The organism is Borreliella bavariensis PBi, from assembly GCF_000196215.1.
GTDB classification, from domain to species: Bacteria; Spirochaetota; Spirochaetia; order Borreliales; family Borreliaceae; genus Borreliella; species Borreliella garinii.
Window position 1 is genome coordinate 563,528 of the sequence record NC_006156.1, and the last position, 20,047, is coordinate 583,574.

General features: G+C 28.3%; 18 protein-coding genes. 12 read left to right on the forward strand and 6 right to left on the reverse strand.

Annotated elements, in window-relative coordinates:
* Window positions 1-5: 5 nt before the first annotated feature.
* Window positions 6-386 (reverse strand): response regulator, encoded by a 381-nt coding sequence (locus BG_RS02730; RefSeq protein WP_004791346.1) that lies wholly within the window; start codon window positions 384-386, stop codon window positions 6-8.
* A gap of 246 nt (window positions 387-632) precedes the next feature.
* On the opposite strand from BG_RS02730, the gene ligA reads away from it, so the two are divergent.
* A complete protein-coding gene (ligA, locus tag BG_RS02735; protein WP_011193860.1) occupies window positions 633-2,615 on the forward strand; it encodes an NAD-dependent DNA ligase LigA in 1,983 nt (660 codons plus the stop codon).
* A gap of 24 nt (window positions 2,616-2,639) precedes the next feature.
* On the opposite strand, the gene BG_RS02740 is transcribed toward ligA, so the two are convergent.
* The gene (locus tag BG_RS02740; protein WP_011193861.1) at window positions 2,640-4,127 is read right to left on the reverse strand and encodes a coiled-coil domain-containing protein; all 1,488 of its coding nucleotides are present in this window, start codon (window positions 4,125-4,127) and stop codon (window positions 2,640-2,642) included.
* Between the two features lie 283 nt (window positions 4,128-4,410).
* On the opposite strand from BG_RS02740, the gene BG_RS02745 reads away from it, so the two are divergent.
* From BG_RS02745 to crr, 6 genes are all read left to right on the forward strand, one after another.
* Window positions 4,411-6,273 carry a hypothetical protein gene (locus BG_RS02745; RefSeq protein WP_011193862.1) on the forward strand — a complete coding sequence of 621 codons (1,863 nt, stop codon included), beginning with the start codon at window positions 4,411-4,413 and terminating at the stop codon, window positions 6,271-6,273.
* On the forward strand, window positions 6,260-6,727 hold the full coding sequence (locus BG_RS02750) for a hypothetical protein (protein WP_011193863.1): 468 nt from the start codon (window positions 6,260-6,262) through the stop codon (window positions 6,725-6,727). The genes BG_RS02745 and BG_RS02750 overlap by 14 nt, the downstream gene beginning before the upstream one ends.
* Window positions 6,720-7,589 carry an FAD binding domain-containing protein gene (locus tag BG_RS02755; protein WP_011193864.1) on the forward strand — a complete coding sequence of 290 codons (870 nt, stop codon included), beginning with the start codon at window positions 6,720-6,722 and terminating at the stop codon, window positions 7,587-7,589. The genes BG_RS02750 and BG_RS02755 overlap by 8 nt, the downstream gene beginning before the upstream one ends.
* Before the next feature lie 137 nt (window positions 7,590-7,726).
* Complete coding sequence (locus BG_RS02760) at window positions 7,727-7,987, forward strand: HPr family phosphocarrier protein (RefSeq protein ID WP_002557145.1); 261 nt, start codon at window positions 7,727-7,729, stop codon at window positions 7,985-7,987.
* A 20-nt stretch (window positions 7,988-8,007) separates the two neighbouring features.
* Window positions 8,008-9,729 carry a phosphoenolpyruvate--protein phosphotransferase gene (gene ptsP, locus BG_RS02765; RefSeq protein WP_011193865.1) on the forward strand — a complete coding sequence of 574 codons (1,722 nt, stop codon included), beginning with the start codon at window positions 8,008-8,010 and terminating at the stop codon, window positions 9,727-9,729.
* 2 nt (window positions 9,730-9,731) lie between these two features.
* Window positions 9,732-10,301: a PTS glucose transporter subunit IIA gene (gene crr / locus BG_RS02770; RefSeq protein ID WP_011193866.1), complete on the forward strand. Its 570-nt coding sequence runs from the start codon at window positions 9,732-9,734 to the stop codon at window positions 10,299-10,301.
* A gap of 37 nt (window positions 10,302-10,338) precedes the next feature.
* On the opposite strand, the gene htpG is transcribed toward crr, so the two are convergent.
* Window positions 10,339-12,189, reverse strand: a complete 1,851-nt coding sequence (htpG, locus tag BG_RS02775) for a molecular chaperone HtpG (RefSeq protein WP_011193867.1) — start codon at window positions 12,187-12,189, stop codon at window positions 10,339-10,341.
* Window positions 12,190-12,301: 112 nt separating this feature from the next.
* On the opposite strand from htpG, the gene gnd reads away from it, so the two are divergent.
* On the forward strand, window positions 12,302-13,696 hold the full coding sequence (gene gnd / locus BG_RS02780) for a decarboxylating NADP(+)-dependent phosphogluconate dehydrogenase (protein WP_011193868.1): 1,395 nt from the start codon (window positions 12,302-12,304) through the stop codon (window positions 13,694-13,696).
* Between the two features lie 30 nt (window positions 13,697-13,726).
* On the opposite strand, the gene BG_RS02785 is transcribed toward gnd, so the two are convergent.
* The 3 genes from BG_RS02785 to BG_RS02795 form a co-directional block, all read right to left on the reverse strand.
* Window positions 13,727-14,266: a DUF3996 domain-containing protein gene (locus BG_RS02785; RefSeq protein WP_011193869.1), complete on the reverse strand. Its 540-nt coding sequence runs from the start codon at window positions 14,264-14,266 to the stop codon at window positions 13,727-13,729.
* Window positions 14,267-14,419: 153 nt separating this feature from the next.
* Entirely contained in the window at window positions 14,420-14,938 is a 519-nt protein-coding gene (locus tag BG_RS02790) for a DUF3996 domain-containing protein (RefSeq protein WP_011193870.1), read from the reverse strand.
* Between the two features lie 81 nt (window positions 14,939-15,019).
* On the reverse strand, window positions 15,020-15,604 hold the full coding sequence (locus BG_RS02795) for a BAPKO_0422 family outer member beta-barrel protein (RefSeq protein WP_011193871.1): 585 nt from the start codon (window positions 15,602-15,604) through the stop codon (window positions 15,020-15,022).
* 205 nt (window positions 15,605-15,809) lie between these two features.
* On the opposite strand from BG_RS02795, the gene BG_RS02800 reads away from it, so the two are divergent.
* The 4 genes from BG_RS02800 to BG_RS02815 are packed head-to-tail and all read left to right on the forward strand — an operon-like array spanning window position 15,810 to window position 20,045.
* Window positions 15,810-16,352 carry a chemotaxis protein CheW gene (locus tag BG_RS02800; RefSeq protein WP_011193872.1) on the forward strand — a complete coding sequence of 181 codons (543 nt, stop codon included), beginning with the start codon at window positions 15,810-15,812 and terminating at the stop codon, window positions 16,350-16,352.
* A gap of 11 nt (window positions 16,353-16,363) precedes the next feature.
* Window positions 16,364-16,675: an STAS domain-containing protein gene (locus BG_RS02805; protein WP_004790948.1), complete on the forward strand. Its 312-nt coding sequence runs from the start codon at window positions 16,364-16,366 to the stop codon at window positions 16,673-16,675.
* Window positions 16,676-16,690: 15 nt separating this feature from the next.
* The gene (locus BG_RS02810; RefSeq protein ID WP_011193873.1) at window positions 16,691-18,832 is read left to right on the forward strand and encodes a chemotaxis protein CheA; all 2,142 of its coding nucleotides are present in this window, start codon (window positions 16,691-16,693) and stop codon (window positions 18,830-18,832) included.
* A gap of 55 nt (window positions 18,833-18,887) precedes the next feature.
* Window positions 18,888-20,045, forward strand: coding sequence for a CheB methylesterase domain-containing protein (locus BG_RS02815; RefSeq protein WP_011193874.1), 1,158 nt, complete (start codon window positions 18,888-18,890; stop codon window positions 20,043-20,045).
* The last annotated feature ends 2 nt before the right edge of the window (window positions 20,046-20,047 follow it).

Below are 20,047 nucleotides of genomic sequence, written 5' to 3' on the forward strand. Positions count from 1 at the left end.
TTCCTCTAATCTAAAAGTTTAATTTGTTCTATTATTTGGTCTTCTTTAAAAGGTTTTGTAATGTATCCTCTAGCTCCAAGAGATAAAGCTTTTTGTATTAATTCTTGCTTTCCAATGGCTGTAACCATTAGTATATTAACCTTTTTAAGCAATTTTTTATTAATTTCATACATTCTCTCAAGAGCTGTGATTCCATCCATTCCCATCATTGTTATATCGAGTGTTATTAAATCAATATTATTTTGTTTTTCAAATTCTTTAACAGCTTGAATTCCATCTTCAGCCTCTAAGAATTCTTTAAATCCTAATTGTTTTAAGATTTTTATTAGGTTTTTTCTCATAAAAAGTGAGTCATCAGCTATTAAAGCTTTTTTGCCTTCTTCCAAACGAACACTCCTCTATCAATTTTAACATATTAAAATATCTTTAACGACAATTAAAATATAATTCACATTTTTATAATATTGTCTTTTTTATTGATCTTTTTATTTAAAGATTATTTTAATTTGAATATAAGTAAAAATGATATGTTTTGTGGTACTCTTTTACAGTTTTTATAATAAAAAGGTGGTTTTTGCTTGTGAGTTTAGATTATTTGATAAAATAATAAAGAATATGTTAAATTTTACCCTATGAGCATTAAAATACAGCAAGAAATTGAAGACTTAAAGAAGCTGATCAGAAAGTGGGATAAAGAGTACTATGTCGATTCTTTGCCTAGTGTTGAAGATTTTGTATATGATAATCATATTTTAAGGCTTAAAGAGTTGGAAAGTAGGCACCCCGAATATAAGACCTTGGATTCCCCTACTCTTAAATTTGGTAGCGATCTTTTAAATAACTTTGAAGAGGTTGAACATTCTGTTCCTATATTAAGTCTTGATAAGGTTTATGATCTTGATTTACTAAAATCATGGATAGATAAGATTGATTTTAATAATTCTTTTAATATTTCTGTTGAACCAAAGATTGATGGATGTTCTATTGTTCTTTATTATAAGGATGGTATTCTTGAAAAAGCTCTTACTAGGGGTAATGGGAAATTTGGCAATGATGTTACTAAAAACATTAGAACCATTAGGCATATTCCCCTATTTCTTGATGAAAAGGTTGATTTAGTATTAAGGGGTGAAGTTTATATTACTAAAGAAAATTTTTTTAAAATAAATAAATTTTTGGAAAAGCCTTATACTAGTTCTAGAAATTTAGCCTCGGGAATACTTAGAAGGGTTGATAGCAGAGAGGTTGCTAATTTCCCTTTAAATATTTTCATTTATGATTTTTTGAATGCTGAACTAGAGCTTAAAACCAATGATTTGGCTATTGCAAAACTTAAAAAATTGGGCTTTAAGGTCGATCCTTTGATTAGGTTTTTTGATCAAAAAAGTTCAATTATAGAAGTTTTAAATTACATAGCAGATATAACAAAAAAAAGAAATTCTTTTGAGTATGAAATAGATGGAGTTGTTCTTAAGGTTAGCGAGTTTGTTTTAAGAGAAAAATTAGGGTATACCTCGCACCATCCTAAATGGGCAATGGCTTATAAATTTGAAGCGCTTTCGGGTTTTAGTAGGGTAAATAGCATTGTTGTTCAGGTTGGGCGTAGTGGTAAAATTACTCCGGTTGCTAATATTGATAAAGTTTTTGTTTCAGGGGCTTTTATTACTAACGCAACATTGCATAATCAAGATTATATAATATCTATTGGTTTAAATGTTGGGGATGTTGTTAAAGTTTCAAGAAGGGGAGATGTAATTCCTGCTGTTGAAATGGTGATAAATAAATGTTCAAAAGGAGTTTTTAAGGTTCCTGACAATTGTCCAGCTTGTAAAACGGTTTTAGTAAAAGAAGGGGCACATTTTTTTTGTACAAATAATAGTTGTCCTTCAGTAGCAGTTGAGAGAATAAAATATTTTTGTAGTAAAAATTGTATGGATATTGAAGGGTTTTCCGATAAGACTATTTCTTTTCTTTTTGAGAAAGAATTTATTTCTTCAGAAATTGATCTTTATACATTTAATTTTTATAAACTTCTTAAATTTAAAGGCTTTAAAGATAGGAAGGTATATAATTTGATAAATTCAATTGAAGCTAGCAAAAAAAAACCATTTAGCAAATTACTTCTTAGCATAGGAATTAAAGAGTTGGGAGAAAACGCCATAAGGTTATTATTTCTTAATAATTTAAATTCATTTTCAAAGCTTTTTAGGCTTTGTCAAGACAGGAATTTTGCTTTTTCAACATTGTTGAAAATTAAAGGAATAGGGGAGAAAATTGCTTTAAATATTATTGAAGCTTTTAATGATTCAACAATGCTTAATAAGTTTAAATTTTTTGAAAATTTGGGATTTAAAATGGAAGAGTCTATTTTGATTGATGATGAAAACAGGTTATTAGCTGGTAAAAAGTTTTGTATTACTGGAACTTTTAACGGTTATTCTAGGTCTATTATTATTGACAAACTAAAAAACAAAGGAGCAATTTTTAAAACTTGTGTTACTGAGGGTTTAGATTTTCTTATTGTAGGAGAAAAAGCTGGATCAAAGCTTGAAAAAGCTTTAAATTTGAATGTAAAAATTATGTCTTTTGAAGACATAAAGAGTTATTTAAATTGATTTAGATTTAAAAAGATTTGATTTTTATTTAATTATTTTTATTTGCTTAAATTTAGGCTTTAGGCTTTTATACATAATTCCTAGTTCATGGATATTTTTAACTTCTATTAAGTTCCTAAAAAATTCTTCTTTATTTTTTAGAGTAGGATTAATGAAATATTTTTCAAATTTATATTTTGAGATTATTTCATGATTTTTTAGAGCTTCATTTAAATTATTGGTTGGATCTATTTCAATATAGTATGTGTTTTCTTTTTTAAATGCAAATTGATCCCCTTTTTCCTTGAATTTATAGTTATTAATGTATATGTCAGGGTAGACTTGAAAATTTGCTGTTTTGATCATAGTTGTTTTTTTAGTGTTTTTGGCTTTTTCTTCTAGATCTTCGCTTTCATTTTTTTCTATAGGCTTAAAATATTTCTTTTCTAATTTATTACTTTCTTCTAGCTCGTCATTTTTGTTTGTAATACTTGGAATAAAAGTCTCTTCGTTTGAAGATTTTTGAGAAATTTCTTTTTTTTTAAAATTGTTTAATTCTTTTTGAAGTTTCAAAATAGTCTCTTCATTTTCCTTTATTTTATCTTCTAATTCTTTGAGTTTATGTTTATCGGTTCTTATTTTTTTTTGATTTTCTTTATTTATTGCTTCATTTGCGCTAATTTTTTCTTTTAAGTCATTAATTATTCTTCCTATTGAAGATAAGTTCTCTTCAATTTCTTCTAAGTTTTTATCTGAGTTATCTTTTTTTTTAAAATTTCTTAATTCTCTTTGCAAGTCTAAAATAGTATTTTCATTATCATTAATTCTGTCTTCAAGTTCATCGATTTTTTTTTCATTAATAGCATAATATTTTTCATTTGCATGAAGGTTTTCTTTTAGGCTATTTATTATTCCTTCATTAGAAGGGTACTTGTCCTCATTTATTTCTTCAATTTCATCATTATATTCATAATTTTCTTCAAAATCATCATCATCATCATCAATGTTTTCAATATTTATTTTTTCATAATTTTCATCTTCTTTAGGTTTGGACCTCTTGTTAAGGAGCTTTTTTATTTCTGTTATTTCGTTTTTTAATTTGTTGGTTAAAATTTCATATTTTTTTGCTTTTTTTTCGATTGATTCTATTTTTTTATTTTCATTTGACGATGCTTTTTGATTTTTAGCTTTTAAAAGCTTTTCTATATTTTTAATTTTATTTTCATAATTTTCGATTATAGATTTTAGATCATTTTCATCCATTCTTTTTTTTAACAATTTTTCGTCTCTTATATTTTCTGGCAATTTTAGCTCTTTACCCTTTTTGGGGTCTTTATAAGAAACTATTTTTTTGTTTAAATGTTTTGAGGTATTTATTTGATCGTTTTTATTCCCAGTGTCTTTAAATTCTTCACTTAAGTCTTCTAAGGGAATTTCAATGCTAGAGTAATTTATTGTATTATTAGCCCCAAATAATGATATACATAAAAGCATTATAAAATATTTAAAGCTTTGATTTTTTGTTTTATTCATAAGGTCCTTGTTTTTATTTAGAAAACATCTATAATTTATAATATTAGCATAGTTTGTCCATTTCTCAAAAGTGATAAAAAAAACACCGAAGGTGCTATTTTTATTGACAAGCGGCATTGATTTCAAATTAGTTTTAAGTGAATTTCTTATTAAGTTGCTTTAAGATTGTTGCATATGTTGGTAAGGTCAGCTGTTTTTGAAGTTTTATTTTTCAATCCTTTTTACTTATTTAATGCTATGTTCTTACTAATTAAATTTTTTTGTTTAGTTGGAGTTTGCGAGTTTGACAAATGTTGATGCATATGAATTTTGGGCTTTGCCAGTTTGCTGTAATGTTAAAGATTCTTTTATTGAAGATTTTAGCTTTGTAGATGAACATTTAAGTTCAATTTTTAGTATCAGTTATAAAGACAATATAACTTTAAAGTTTAGGGATTTTGTTGATTCTAATGAATTTAATTTAAAGCTTTTTGACAATAAAGTAAGCTTTGAGGGTCAGATTCCCTTGGTTTTGTATTCAGATAATTTGGAGTATTTGCTAAAAGCAGAAAAAAGTGTTCTTTTTAATTTAAGAATTAGTGATGGTAGTAATAATTATTCCCCTAGATTTGAAAAGAAAGAATCTGGAGATTGTAATGCCTTGAATGCTTGTTATGAATTTAGTGATTACAATAGTTTTCCAGATGACTTTATTTTGGTTAAAATATTTTTTGATTCTGAAAATTTAATTATTGATGCTAATGTAGACAATATTTCTTTTTTAAAATTTTTTATTAGTGAAAATTTTAGTGTGAATAAAGACAAAATCACAATCAATTCTCTTAATAATTATTGGTCTAGTTCTATTTTTCCTGTTTCTTTTAATGCAATTTTACAGGGCATTGTAATTTCAAAAAAAATTAATAAAAGGGTTAATGTTATTTACTACAAAAGGCATTTTAGAATTTTAGATAATTTAAATTTAACTTTTTCAGTTTCTAATTGTTTATTGGCGGATAACAAGCTTTCAAAAGTTATTTTAGAAATTATAATAAATAGACCTTTAAATTTTTTATATAAGTTTTATTTTAAATTTATTAATAATATTTTTAAAAATTTGTTTTTTGATGGGTTTTTAGAAATTTTTTTTGTTGAAAATAAAAGTGATTTCATATTTTTTTATGACAATCTTTTAGCATTTGAGACTTCGGTTTATAATTTTATTTATTCTAATTTTTATAATCTTGCTTTAGCGATGCCTTGTGAGCCAATAGGTTATTTGCTTACACAGATTAAAGGTGATTATAGCAGGTTTTTTAAAATTTTTAAAAGATTAGATTTAAAGAATTCTTTAATAAAGAAATCTTCTGTTATAAGTGTTAATAAAAATTATGATATTTTTGACACTAGTCGCAGGGGAGTCGGTTTTGCTTATTTGAATTCAAATGCTTATTTTTTAAGTGGTGAGCAATATGTTGTTGCTTTCTTATATAAGGATGGATTAAATATATTTTTGCCTTACAGTATTATTGACAACAATTTAAGCAACTATTTGAAAAATAGCTTAGCTAAAACATTGGGCCTAGCCTATAACAGTATAAATTTTTTGATAGATGGGAGTTCATTAGATTTTACTAATTTTTATAGTCTTCTTTTTAAAGATCCTTATTTGATTGAAAAAGCAATTTTAACCATTAAGGATAATTTTTCTTCTTTGATAAGTACGGGCTTTATAAGTGAATATCCTGTTATTTTTAAAGAAAAAATAGCTAATGAATATGTTAATGATTGCGTGCTTGGATGTTCTGTTGAGCTTAAATTTGAATTTTATTCTCTTAATGCTGTTTTTACTAATGTAAGTTTTTTTGTAGAGCAAGGCAAGTTTACCAAGCTTAAGTTAAATAACAAAAGAATTCGTACAATATTTGGGTTAGCAGTTGATTATGTATTTTGCAGTGCTAATGTAAATTGTGATATTAAAGATTGTTTAAGCTTAGAGTTTATTGAAGATGGCGAGTTTGTTTTTTCTTTTAGAAGTTTTTTTATCGTTTCTGTTTCTGCAATTCGGACTGCTTTGATTCAGATATTTGATTTTAATGCAGGCAGCACGCCTCTTAATTTTGAAGAAATTTTAAATAGTTGGAGTGTAAAAATTGATATTAATTAATTTCAATCTAAATGGAGAGAGTATTTCAAAAAAGATTAGTCTTTCTTTGGGCACTAGAAGTCTTTTGGATTCTATTTTTTTTGCCAAGAGTAATAGTTTAGAGTATATTGTTAATAACAGATTTTTTTTAATTTTATTGGATTTTAGACTTGTGTATTCTCATTTAATTCCTGCTTTTATTTTAAATGGTCGTAGTGTAGTTACTCTTGAAGGACTTAAGAAAACAAATTTTTATCAGCACATGCAAAATATTTTATTAGAAGATGATTTTAATTTTTGCAGCAATTGTTTTGAGTCTAATATTTTGTTGTTTTATTACTTTTTGGAAAACAAGATTGTAAGCAAATCAGATATTTTAGGCTATAGAAATTCATTAAAATGTAATTGTATGGATGTTAATACTTTTTTATCTCTCTATTTGAAAGCTGAAGAATTGTATAGAAAAAATGGTTAATGTAAAGGTTTATTATCCTGAAAATTTTAATATACTATCTAATTTATTTAACAAAAATTTAAATAATTATATTATTTATAATGAGCTAGATTTTAAAAAAAATCCTAATTTGTTTAATAGGGAAACGCCTATTGATAATTTTTTTCTTGTTGGTAATTTTGAAAAATTTAATAAGGTATCTTTAAGGGGTAATTTTCTTGAGATGGGACCTTGTGTTACTTACAACGAGATACTTAAGATTGGTAAGAAAAATATTCCAAGTCTTTTTTATGAATTTATTTCAAAATTTAATGATAAAATATATTTAAATAGTATTAACCTTGCAAATGGGTTTTATTATAAAAACACTATTTTTGATATTTATCCTTTATTATTAAGCCTTGATGCACAAATTGAGTTTAAAAATGTTTTAACCAAAAAAACTTATGTTTTTAGTGCTTACAATTTAAATAGAGCTGAGTATATTGCAAACCGAAGTACTGTTCTTGTTACTAAATTTAAATTTCCAATGATGAATCTATGCAACAGAAGCTTTTATCATAAAGTATTTTTCAATACCTTATCTTTTGATATTTTAGAAGAAGCGAACATTATCTTTATATGCATTCTTTTAAACATAAAAAGAGATGTTATAAATGATTTTTTGTTAAAAATATTTTATGATGATAAGGTGATTGTCATCAAGGATTTTCAGATTTTACTTTTAAATAAATCTTTGCCGCTTTCATTTTCTGAGATAGAAAATTCTCTTAAAATGTTGGATAAAAACATAAGAGATTCTAAAAATTTTAATATAGGAGAGAGAAATTTAAAGCTAATAAAGAATTTTTATTTAGATATATTAATGAATTTTAATTTTTAATAGTTCGAATAAGTTTAATTACTATCTTTATTATGCTATATTTCTTATATAAAGGGAATATATAATTTATTTTTATGTATTATAATGTAAAAAGTTAATCAAAAAAATAATATTCATAATGAGGGGTTTCTGTACTTATGGTAAAAAAAGAAGCAATTATTAAGGCTGTAAACGGTTTACATGTTAGGCCTGCGTCAACTTTTGTAAAAAAAGCTAAAGAATATTCTAGCGAGATAACAATAGAGTCCGATGGAAAGTCTGTTAGCGGTAAAAGCTTATTCAGGCTTCAAACTTTGGAATTATCATCAGGTAAAAAGCTTTTGATATGTGCTGAGGGTGAGGATGAGGAGATTGCTGCTTCAGAGCTTGCGGAGCTTATCGAATCTTTTAAAGAATGAATTTTAGAAGGATTTAAGTTATGACTTTATCGGGTAAAAGAATATCCAAAGGAATAGGCATTGGAGAAGTTCTTTGTATTAGAAAAAATTTTGATAAAATTGTAAGTAGAGAAAAAATCGAATTTTCTCAAGTTGATAGCGAGATATCAAAATTCAATAAAGCTAAGTTAAAAGCAATTGAAGCGCTTAAAGACCTTGATAGAAAAGCTGTGCTTCAATTTGGAGATGACAAGAAAGGTATTTTTGAAGGTCAAGTGTTGATCGTTGAAGACGATGAGCTTTCCGAGCTTGTTATTGAGCTTATTACAAAGGAAAATTATGGCGCTGCTTATTCTATTTATTTAGCGTTTGAAAATTTGGTTAAAAGCGTGGAAGACTATAAAGATCCTTATTTAAAAGAAAGAGCGTCTGATTATAAGGACATTAGGAATAGATTAATTTCTATCATTTTAGGTCAAGTAACCGATTTTTCTGAAATTAATAAAGATATTATTCTTGTTACCGAGGAATTAACTCCATCTGATACCATGCAATTTGACTTAAATTATGTTAAAGGGTTTTTAACTGCAGTTGGAGGAGAAACTTCTCATGCTGCTATTTTGGCAAGAACAATGGGGCTTCCAGCGCTTGTTATGACTTTGTTAGATATTGATGCGTTAAAGGATGGTGATAAAATAGTCATTGATGCAATATCTTCTATTGTTATTAAAAATCCTTCTTCTGATGAGCTTGATCTTTATAAGGGTAAGATTTTGCGCCAAGTAGAGATGGAAAAAGAGCTTTTTTCTTTAAAAGATAAAGATGCTGAAACAAAAGATGGTGTAAAAGTATTTTTAAAGGCAAATATTGGAACACCTGTTGATATTGCCTATGTTAATAAATATGGCGTTGAGGGAATAGGTCTTTTTAGAACAGAATTCTTATATATGAAATCTTTACAACCTCCAACAGAAGATGAACAGTTTGAAACTTATAAGAGAGTTTTAGATACAATGGAAAAAAAGGGGATTGTTACGATTCGTACTCTTGATGTTGGTGGGGATAAGGAAATTCCCTATCTTAATTTTGAGAAAGAGGAGAATCCCTTTTTAGGCTTTAGAGCACTTAGGATGTATAAGAAATATGAGGAATTGATCCAAGCACAGTTTAATGCTATTTTCAGGGCCAGTCATTATGGGAAAATAAGGGTAATGGTGCCTATGCTTACTAGATATGAAGAGATTGAAACGATCGAATATTTTGTGAATAATGCAAAAATTAGCTTAAAGTCTAGAGGCTTGCCTTTTGATGAAAACTTAGAAGTGGGTTGTATGATAGAAGTTCCTTCTGCAGCTTTAATTTCCTCTAAACTTGCCAATAAATTGAAATTTTTTAGCATAGGGACTAATGATTTAACCCAATATGTTTTAGCTGTTGATCGTGGCAATCAAAAAATATCAAATTTATATGACAAGTATAATCCTGCTGTGTTGAAATTAATCAAAAAGGTTCTTGACGATGGAATTAGCTCTGGAATTGATGTGTCTGTTTGTGGCGAGCTTGGGGGAGATGATGCTGGAGCTTTACTTCTTGTAGGTCTTGGATTTAGGTCTTTAAGCATGATTCCTAGCGCTACACTTAGAATTAAATATTTGCTTAGAAAGTATACAATAATGGAATTAGAAGAATTGGCAAATAAGGTTTTAAATAGTAATTCTGAGCAAGAGACTTTAAGTTATTTTGATAAATTTATAGGAGATTAGTTATGGGGTTTTTAGATTTTTTTAAAAAAACCGCTACATTGGATTTGATTGCGCCGATTAGTGGAAAAGTTATGTCAATTGATAAGGTTCCCGATGAAGCGTTTGCTGAAAAGATAGTTGGTGATGGAATTGCAATTCTTCCAACAAGTAATGAGTTGCTAGCGCCTTGTGATGGGAAAATAGGCAAAATTTTTAAAACTAATCATGCCTTTAGCCTTGAAACCAAAGAGGGCGTTGAAATTTTTGTTCATTTTGGAATTAATACTCTTAATTTGAATGGCAGGGGTTTTACAAGAGTTGCCGAGGAGGGCATTAATGTTAAACAAGGCGAAGTTATTATTAGGCTTGATCTTGAATATTTAAAAGAGCATTCAGAATCCGTTATTACTCCAGTTGTTATTGCAAATTCTGATGAAGTTTCAAGCATAGAATATTCTTTTGGAAGACTTGAAAATGAGTCCGAATATATTTTGTCGTCGTCAACTGTTTTAACAGAAGAAATTAGACATAAAATATCTCAAACAAAGCCTGTTACAGCAGGCAAAGATTTAGTATTGCGAGTTAGAAAGTGAAAAAGAGAGAGTTTTAAACCCTCTCTTTTATTTTTAATCATAACAACTCTTTTTCTAGGAATTCGTTTATTATGTTTATGAATTTTCCTGGATTTTTGCTAGGCATTCCTGAAGTTAGCAGAGCCTCTTCGAATAGGAGAATGCTTATTTTTTCTAATTTTTCAGACTCTAGATTTTTTAAATTTTGGACTATTTTATTATTAGGGTTTAGTTCAAGTATTGGTTTAATTTCTTTTACTTCTTGTCCCATTGATAGCATGATTTTTTGCATTTGGTAAGTTGGATCATTGCTGTCAACTATTATTGCCGAAGGCTCTTTTATCAATGTTGCTGAGAGATTAACTTCTTTTATGTGGTCCTTAAGGATTTCTTTTACTTTTGTAAGTATATCTTTGAACTCTTCTTCAATTTTTTTGAAATTTTCATCTTTTAATTCATTGCTAGTTTCATTTTTGTTTATTGCTTTTAGTTTTAATCCTTCGTATTCTGGAATTAGATTTAAAATAGCCTCATCAAGTTCATCGTCCATGATTAGGATTTCAAATCCTTTTTCTTTATAAGCGCTTACTATTGGATTTTCTTTTAATATATTTTCTTTACCCCCTGTTATATAGTAAATGCTTTTTTGGCTTTCCTTCATTCTTTCTTTGTACTCTTTAAAAGACACAAATCCATCTACGCTTGAAGATTTAAATCTTATTAATGAGATAAGCTTTTCTCTGTTTTCAAAGTCAGAATAAACACCTTCTTTAATACATCTCCCAAATTCTTTAGAAAACTTTGAAAATTTTTCAGGATTTTTTTTGCTTAGCTTTTCAAGCTCGCTTAGTATTTTTTTTACAGAAGATGATTTTATTTTAGACAAAATTTTATTTTGTTGTAAAATTTCTCTACTTACATTGAGCGGTAAATCTTGGCAGTCTATAATTCCTTTTATAAACCTTAGATAGTTTGGAAGCAAACTACCTTCAGAGTCTGTAATAAAGATTCTATTTATAAATAGCTTTACTCCAGGTTTGGTGTTTGGATAATATAAATCATAAGGAGCTTTACTTGGGATATAAAATAAATTAGTATATTCTAAATTTCCTTCAGCTTTTGTATGAACATGCATCAATGGATTTTCATAATCAAAGGTTGTATTTTTATAAAATTCATTGTATTCTTCTGCTTTAATTTCGCTTTTATTTTTTGTCCAAAGAGCAGTGGTTTCATTTAATTTCTCTTCTTTTTCTTCTATTCCCTCTTGTTTCCCGTCCTTCATTATAGGTTCGCTGTATTTTATATAAATGGGATAATTTATGTGATTTGAATATTTTTTAATAATTTCTTGAATTTTCCATTTATTAGCATACTCAAGCCCTTCTTTATTGAGATAAAGCTTTATTTCTGTGCCCGACTCTTCTTTTTTTGCTTTTTCTATTTCATATCCTGTTTTCCCATCGCTGAACCAAATATAAGCATCGCTTTCTAGTGCTTTTTTTGATGTAACTTCTACTTTTTCTGATACTATGAATGCACTGTAAAATCCAACTCCAAATTGGCCAATTAGACTTGCAGATTTTTTTTCATCTTGTTTTAAATTGTTAATGAATTCTTTAGTTCCTGATTTTGCAATTACACCAAGATGATTAGTTAAGTCTTGTTCATTCATTCCGATTCCATTATCCTTAATTAGGATACTTTTATCATCAAATGTTATTTCTATTTTTGGTTCTAGGGCGATGTTTTTGAATTTTTCATTTGTCAAGCTTAAAAACTTGAGTTTATCAATGGCATCAGATGCATTTGATATCAATTCTCTTAAGAATATTTCCTTATGGGAGTAAAGAGAGTGAATGATTAAATAGAGCAAATCATTTACTTCTGTATCAAATTGTTTTTTCATGTAAATTTTCCTTTTCAATTTAATCTTTACTTTTTTTATAATATAACATAATCTAAAAATAATAAATAAAGCAATTTGTTTAAAATAGAAAATTAGAATCAAGGAGAATGCAATGGATGTAGGAATTTATGGTCTTGGTGTTATGGGCGGCAATTTAGCTCTAAATATTGCTGATAACGGTTTTAATGTTTCTGTTTACAATAGAGATAGTGAAAAAACTGAAATTTTTGTTAAACAAAATTCTCATAAAAAGATAAATGGCTTTAAAGATGTTGAATCTTTTGTTAAAAGCTTAAAACCCCCAAGAAAAATCATTTTAATGGTGACAAGTTTAGCTGTAGAAAAGGTTGTTGAACAAATTTTACCCCTTTTGAATAAATCGGACATAATTATTGATGGTGGGAATTCTCATTATAAGAATACAATGAGAATAGAAAAAGAATTGTTTGCCAAGGACATTTATTTTGTAGGGCTTGGAATTTCTGGAGGAGAGAGGGGTGCAAGATTTGGTCCTGCTCTAATGTATGGAGGCAGTAAATCAGCTTATGAAATTCTTGAGCCTATTTTAAATAAAATTGCAGCTAAAACTAAAAACAACGATGTTTGTTCGACTTATATTGGAGAGAATGGTTCTGGACACTATGTTAAAATGATACATAATGGGGTTGAATACGCTGATATGCAGCTTATTAGCGAGGTTTATTTCTTCATGAAAAAAGCTTTCAATTTAGATAATTCAAAAATTTCTGAAGTTTTTGAAAAATGGAATGAAGGCGATCTTTCAGGGTATTTGCTAGAAATAACTTCTAAGATTCTTAGGTATAAAGAAAATAATGAATATTTAGTTGATAAGATTTTAGATGTTGCAAATCAAAAAGGTACTGGTGTTTGGACATCTATTGATGCTCTTGAATCTAGCATGCCTGTAAATTTAATTCTTGAATCTGTTTTTTCAAGATTTATGTCGGGGCTAAAACACGAAAGGATTATTGCTAGTGATTTGCTTAAGATGGATACTGCTTCTTTTGAGTTTGAGCTTAGCGATTGGATTTTAGATCTTTATTATGCTCTTTTGGTTTCAAAAATAGTAGCTTATGCCCAAGGTTTTATGATGCTTAAGACCGCATCTGTAAATTATAGTTGGGATTTAAATTTGGGTAAAATTTCTTTAGTTTGGAGAGAAGGCTGTATTATTCGTAGCAGTTTTTTAGACAAAATTAAATTAGCTTATGATAAAAATCCCCATCTTATTAATTTGCTTTTTGATGATTATTTTTTGGATTTATTAAAAAATAATCACAAATCTTTGAGAAGAATAGTTTCAAAGGCTAGTGAAATTGGGATTCCTTTGCCAGCATTTTATGCCAGTCTTTCATTTTTAGATTCTTATTCCACTAATTATTTGCCTTCTAATCTAATTCAAGCACAAAGAGACTTTTTTGGTGCCCATTCTTTTGAAAGATTAGACTCAAAACGAGGTGAATTTTTTCATAGTATTTGGCAATAAATTTTAAATTTAATGAATCACTATGTGGATTTAGATATAGTACTTAGCGAATATTCCCCCAGTAAAGTTTGATTTTATGCCTGAATAGGTTTTATGGTGTGCAAGGGATCTTGTATTTGAGATGAATTCTATTGAAGGTGCTATCTTTATACCTATTTCTAAATTTTCTGTAATGTCGTAAAAAATAACCAGTGGAATTCTTATTCCAAATCCTAATTCTATGTTTATTAATTTAGATGTGTGAGACGATATACTTAGATTTCCTCCTATTCCAACCCCTAAATTTAATTTTTTTATCAAAGGTATTGTAAAAATGAAATCAAATGCTGCTATTGCTAATAAATTAAAATCATAAAGTTTTGATTCAAGCTTAAGGCCCGATAAATTTATTCCATTGCTACCACCATAGCCTATTTCAAAGTCAATGAAAGGAAATGACATTATTAAGTTAATAATTGGATTTCCAATGCTTGCTCCAAAGCCAATACCTCTATTTAAATAAGAATCTTTTGCAAAGCTATTTGTAGATATATTTGCAATCATAATGAGTAATATGAAGATTTTTTTCAACATTGTCTCCCAAATTTTATCTTATTATTATATTTTATTTTTGAATTTTAAAACAATAAAAATAAGTCTTTGGATATTTAAATTTTTTGTTTAAGTTTTTTGGAATGATTTGATTTTTTAACAATTATTCTTTTAAAAAGAATAATTGTATTATTAAGTAAACCAGAATCTTAGTCCCAATCCTGCGAATACTTCCCATCTAAATCCAATGCCAGCGCTCCAAATATTCATTCCAAGCCCCGGTGCTATTCGTAAAAATATGTCAAATTTTTTTCTAAATACTGCAAGATTTAAAGCCAAAGGCAATCTTGCTCCAATGCTCATTGGTCCAGAGCCTGATTTACTGCCGCCAAATCTTGAAAACCATATTGTTCCATACCCCCCAGCCCCAACTGAAAAATCCAAAATATTAGCAGTTCCTGGGAATGTATATATGTAGAAAATATAGTCCAATGCTATAAACAGTGTTTTCCAATCTAAAAATAAATTATTTACTCCACTGTAAAGACCAATGTCAAGATCAAAGCTTCCCATATTAATATGTAAAGCAATTGGTAGTGGGAGGATAATTCCTGCTCCAAATTTACCCCTTGCAGATGCTTTTGAATTAGCAAATCCTAAGCTTGGGGCTAATAAAATAATAATCAACATAATAATTATTTTTGTTCTCATTGTTTTGTTATCTCCTAAGCGCAATATTTTGGCCTTTAAATAATTTTAGTTCAATAATTTTTTTTATCTAAAGAGTGGAAACTATATCTTAAGAGAGCCTTTTATTCCAATAGAGAAGTTTCCTTTTATTGGGAACATTAAATTTCCGTTAGGTAATTGGCCAATAAAAATTGATGGTGTTGTTTTTATTATAATTTCAATAACGTCATAATAAGCTTCATATGTTATTCCTAAGGGCAAACCCATTCCGATTTTATAGGTAATCCCAGAAAAAACATTTGTTAAATTTGAGTTTGTAATTTTGCCTATTTCAAAAAATAGGCCAGATCCTAGAAAAAAGATAAAATTTGAATTTTTAATTCTTAAATTTAAGAACATATAGTCAAAATATGTTTTAAATAGCAATGCTACTGGTGATTTTGGAAAAAATTCCGAGACGCTTAGTATTGTTACTCCTATTCCAATATTAAAGTTATTAATGCTAAATTCTATTGCAGTAGGATAAGGCATAATAAAGCCAAATTTTATTTTAGTTTTTGTTTTTAAGCTATCTATTTTTGAACTAGTTGAGTTGTTTTTAGATTTTTCGTTTGTGAAAATATTTTCAACATTGAAAAATAATATAATTATTATTAATAATTTGATAATTTTGTTTTTACTTTGCATTGTTAACTTTTTTATTCGAAATATAAATTAAACTAAAACTTTATATCTAAATTATAAGATAGAATTCTGCTAAATCATGTCTTTTATTGTTTATTAGAAATTAAATTTTATTAGTTTTTAATTTGTATTTATTAATATATGAGGTAATATTAATCTTAATATTAACATTCTATTTGCGATTTAAATTGTATTTAAAGGGGCGTTTATGGGCATGGATTCAGATATGCAAGATTCTTTAAGCCAGTATCTTTTATTTAGTTTGGACGAGCTTTATGCTATTGAGGTTAAATATGTTGTTGAGGTTTTAGAATATACCAAAATATCAAAAATCCCAAGGACTCCTAGTTATATGGCAGGAATAATAAATAATAGAGGTAAGATCGTTCCAATAATTGATATTCGAAAACAATTTGGAATGGATGATCGTGTTGTTGATGAGGATGCAAAAAAGAGAAATAAGGGAGTTAATATTTCAAATATTATTATATTGACTTTAGTTTACGAGGGGGATGAATTTAATCTTGGAATTTTAGTAGATTATGTCAATGAAGTTCTTGAATTAGATCCATTTAGTATTGATGACGCTCCTAAGATTGGATCAGGATTTAATTCAAAATTTATTTCAGGAATTGGCAAGAGTAATAATAAGTTTATTATTATTTTAGATGTAGAAAATTTATTTGACGTTAGAGAGCTTTCTAGATTTAGAAATACAACAATATATGATCCCGAGCATCAGCAGCAATAGGAGTTTTAGTCATGATTTATAGGCCTGAGGGAGAGCTTGTAGTAAATAGTATTTTTAAGGTAAAAGAAGATTTGTTGCATATTTTTAAAAAAATGAAAGAAGGGGATACTCTTACTATTGACCTTTCGAATGTTGAAAAAATAGATATTACTTTTATACAAATTTTGTATGCATCTAATAAATATGCTAAGAATAAAAATTTATTTGTAAAAATTGAGTATCCATCCGATGAAGTTTTAAGTTCATTAATATATGGCGGGTTTTTAATAGATATTGAAGATGTTGATAGCTTTGATTTGGGAGCTAATTTAGTTGGATTTTAAATTTAAGGAAAGCTTATGGATAGTAGTGATGTGATTGATAAATTTAAGAATTCCTTTAAGGAAGAATCAATAGAAAATATTTCAGATATTGAGCAAGCACTTCTTAATCTTGAGGCAAGTTCAGATCAAGAGATTATTAATTCTATTTTTAGAAATTTACATACCATAAAGGGAAGTTCTGGTATGTTTGGTTTTAATTTTACAGCATCGCTTGTCCATGAAATAGAAACAGTTCTTGATGTTATAAAAGATGGTAGAGCTGCTTTTAATCAAGCTGCTATCGATACTACCTTAATGTCAGTTGATTTTATTAGGGAGCTTATTGAAGGTGATGAAGCAATTTCTGAGATTGACTTTGATAAGCGTAAACAGTTTTTGGTAGATGAAATTAAAAGGGTTCTTGAGACTCCTAATGTTAAAGGCGCTTTTCAAGAAGCTTTAGAAAATGATTTTTCAAAGCCCGACAAGAGTTCTGTTTTAGAAGAGTGTTTGAAAGTAAATTCAGACAATAAATTTGATGATGAGGCTTTACGATCTGAATTTAAGAGTTATAAAATTCTTTTTTCTCCTGCTAAGGGTATTTTGTTTCATGGGCACAAGCCTATAAATCTATTGAACAAGTTAATTGATTTGGGAAGTGGCCATGTTAGAGCCAAAGTAGATAACATTCCAGATTTAGAGCTTATTTCTCCTGACAATGTTTATGTTGATTGGGAGATAAGGTTAGATACAGAAGAGAGCAGAGAGAGTATTGCAGATATTTTTATATTTTTAGATTCTCAATCGAAAATTGATATTCAAGAATTAGATAAATGTTTAGAGACAGATAAAGGCTATAATTTAGGACTTAAAAATTTTAATTTATCGAGCTTGGATAGAAGTATCAAAGATTCTGCTAATTCTGCATTTAAAAAATCGACATTTATTGGAAAATCTTTTTTAAATGGAGACAAAAACAGATCCAATGTTCAAGATGATACTGCTAGAAGCAAGGTTAATATTGCTAGTATTAAAGTAGATTCTAAAAAGCTTGACCATTTGGTAAATCTTGTTGGAGAGCTTGTTACAATACAATCAAAGCTTTCAAAAGAGGCCGAAAACAGAAATAGTAATATTTTAAATTCAATATCAGCAGAATTTTCTTTACTGATTAATGAGCTTAGGGATTATACAACAGGGCTTAGAACAGTTCCTATTGAGATTTTGTTTGTAAAATTTCAAAGGATAGTAAAAGATTTATCTACTAGTCTTGGCAAGTCAATTCTTTATAATGCTTATGGAGGCGATACTGTTCTTGATAAAAGTATTATTGAAAAGCTTAATGAACCTTTGGTTCATTTAATTCGCAACTCAATAGATCATGGAATTGAATCGCCTGAAGAGAGAGAAAGATTAGGCAAGGATCCTAAAGGAATTATTAAGCTTTCAGCTTGTCAATCTGGGGATTCTGTTATTGTTATTATTGAGGATGATGGGAGAGGTCTTGATAAGAATAAAATACTTAAAAAGGCCATAGAGCGCAATATAATTTCTGACTCAGCTGTCAAAACTTTATCAAATATTGATGTTTATAATTTGATTTTTGAGCCTGGATTTTCAACCGCAAGTTCTGTTACTGATATATCAGGTCGTGGGATTGGTATGGATGTTGTTAAGAAGCAGGTTGAATCTTTAAGAGGACATGTTGTACTTGAAAGCGAGCTTGGCAAATATACTAGAACTAAATTAATTTTTCCATTAACCTTGGCTATTATTGAGGGTTGGCTTGTCAGAGTAAAAGATGAGCACTTTATTGTTCCTCTTTCTAATGTTGAGTCTTGTTTAGAATCTAATAAGTTAATTTCTCAAATGGATGGGGTTGAGACTAAAAGCAATGTAATGAATTATAGGGGTAGCATGATTAGTTGTATTCGGCTTAGAGAGTTTTTTCAGGTTTCTAGTGAGAAGAGCTTTAGTGAGCAAGTTGTTGTTGTGAATACAAATAGCGGGAAAATGGGTATTGTAGTTGACGAAGTTTTAGGGCAACATCAAACTGTTATAAAAGCTTTGGGTAAAATTTATTCTCGAGTGGAAGGGGTTTCTGGAGCTACTATACTTGGTGATGGAAGTTTGGCTTTGGTTGTTGACATAGATGCAATAACTAAGCTTATAAGATAAAAAAACGAAAATACAGATTTTTGGTTTTAAAGGTTAAAAAGATTAAAATATAATAATGAAGATATTAGTAATTGATATTCAAGGTCTTATAAAGCAGGTTTTTATTAGAGCTTTTTCTAAAGATAATGATGTTGAGATATTAAATGCTGGCTTTAATTCTTTGAATCTTATTAATGTGTTTTTACAAAAATTTCCAGATTTAGTCATTATTGATGAGAATACGGCGAGATCTAATTTTGGGAATTCTTTAAATAATGTTCTTAATAATATATCTCTTCCTGTGGTATTTATTGCACAAAATGAAATGTTTCCAAATTTTGGATGTCTTGAGCAAAGTAAAGAAAAGGTTAAATTAATAATAAATAAACTTAACTTTAAGCTTACAGTTGATTTATTTCGTAGCAAATATTTAGCTTTAATAAAGCTTGAGTTGAGAAATCTAGGCAAAAATAAATTAATATCTTCTTATGAAGTTAAAAGAATTTCTGCACCCGATTTTTCCAGTCATTCTAAAGTAGAGTTGAGAGGAAATAGCTTAGATGATTCAAGTATAAGGAAAAGTTATAGAGTTTCTGATGTTATTAATTTTGCTCCCAAAAATGATCCGGATGTTATTATTAAATATCAAGGCCTTCTCAATAAGCATAAAACTGGTAAAATTATTGTTGTTGGCTCTTCAACTGGTGGTACAGAGGCTTTAAGAATTTTTTTAAGCTCTTTTAAAAAAGATTCTCCTCCAATTATTATTGTTCAACATATGCCGGGGGGATTTACAAAGTCTTTTGCAAAAAACTTAAACAATGAGTTTAATATTGATATTAAAGAAGCTGAGGATGGAGACATTCTTCGTCCAGGTCTTGTAATAATTGCTAATGGAAGTTATCATTTGATTGTAAAATATGGTAGTGGAAATTATTTTGTAAACTTATTAGATGGGCCCCTTGTTAGTAGGCATAAGCCTTCTGTAAATGTACTTTTTAGGTCTGCTGCAATGTATGCAGGCTCTAATGCTATTGGTGTTATTCTTACAGGTATGGGAGATGACGGTGCTATTTGTATGCTTGAAATGAAAAAAAATGGCGCTTATACTATTGCCCAAGATCAAGAAACGTCTGTTGTTTTTGGTATGCCAATGGAAGCTATAAAAATAGGAGCCGTTTACAAAATTCTTCCTTTGAGTAAAATAGCTGATCATGTTCTGAGGAGATCTTAGTA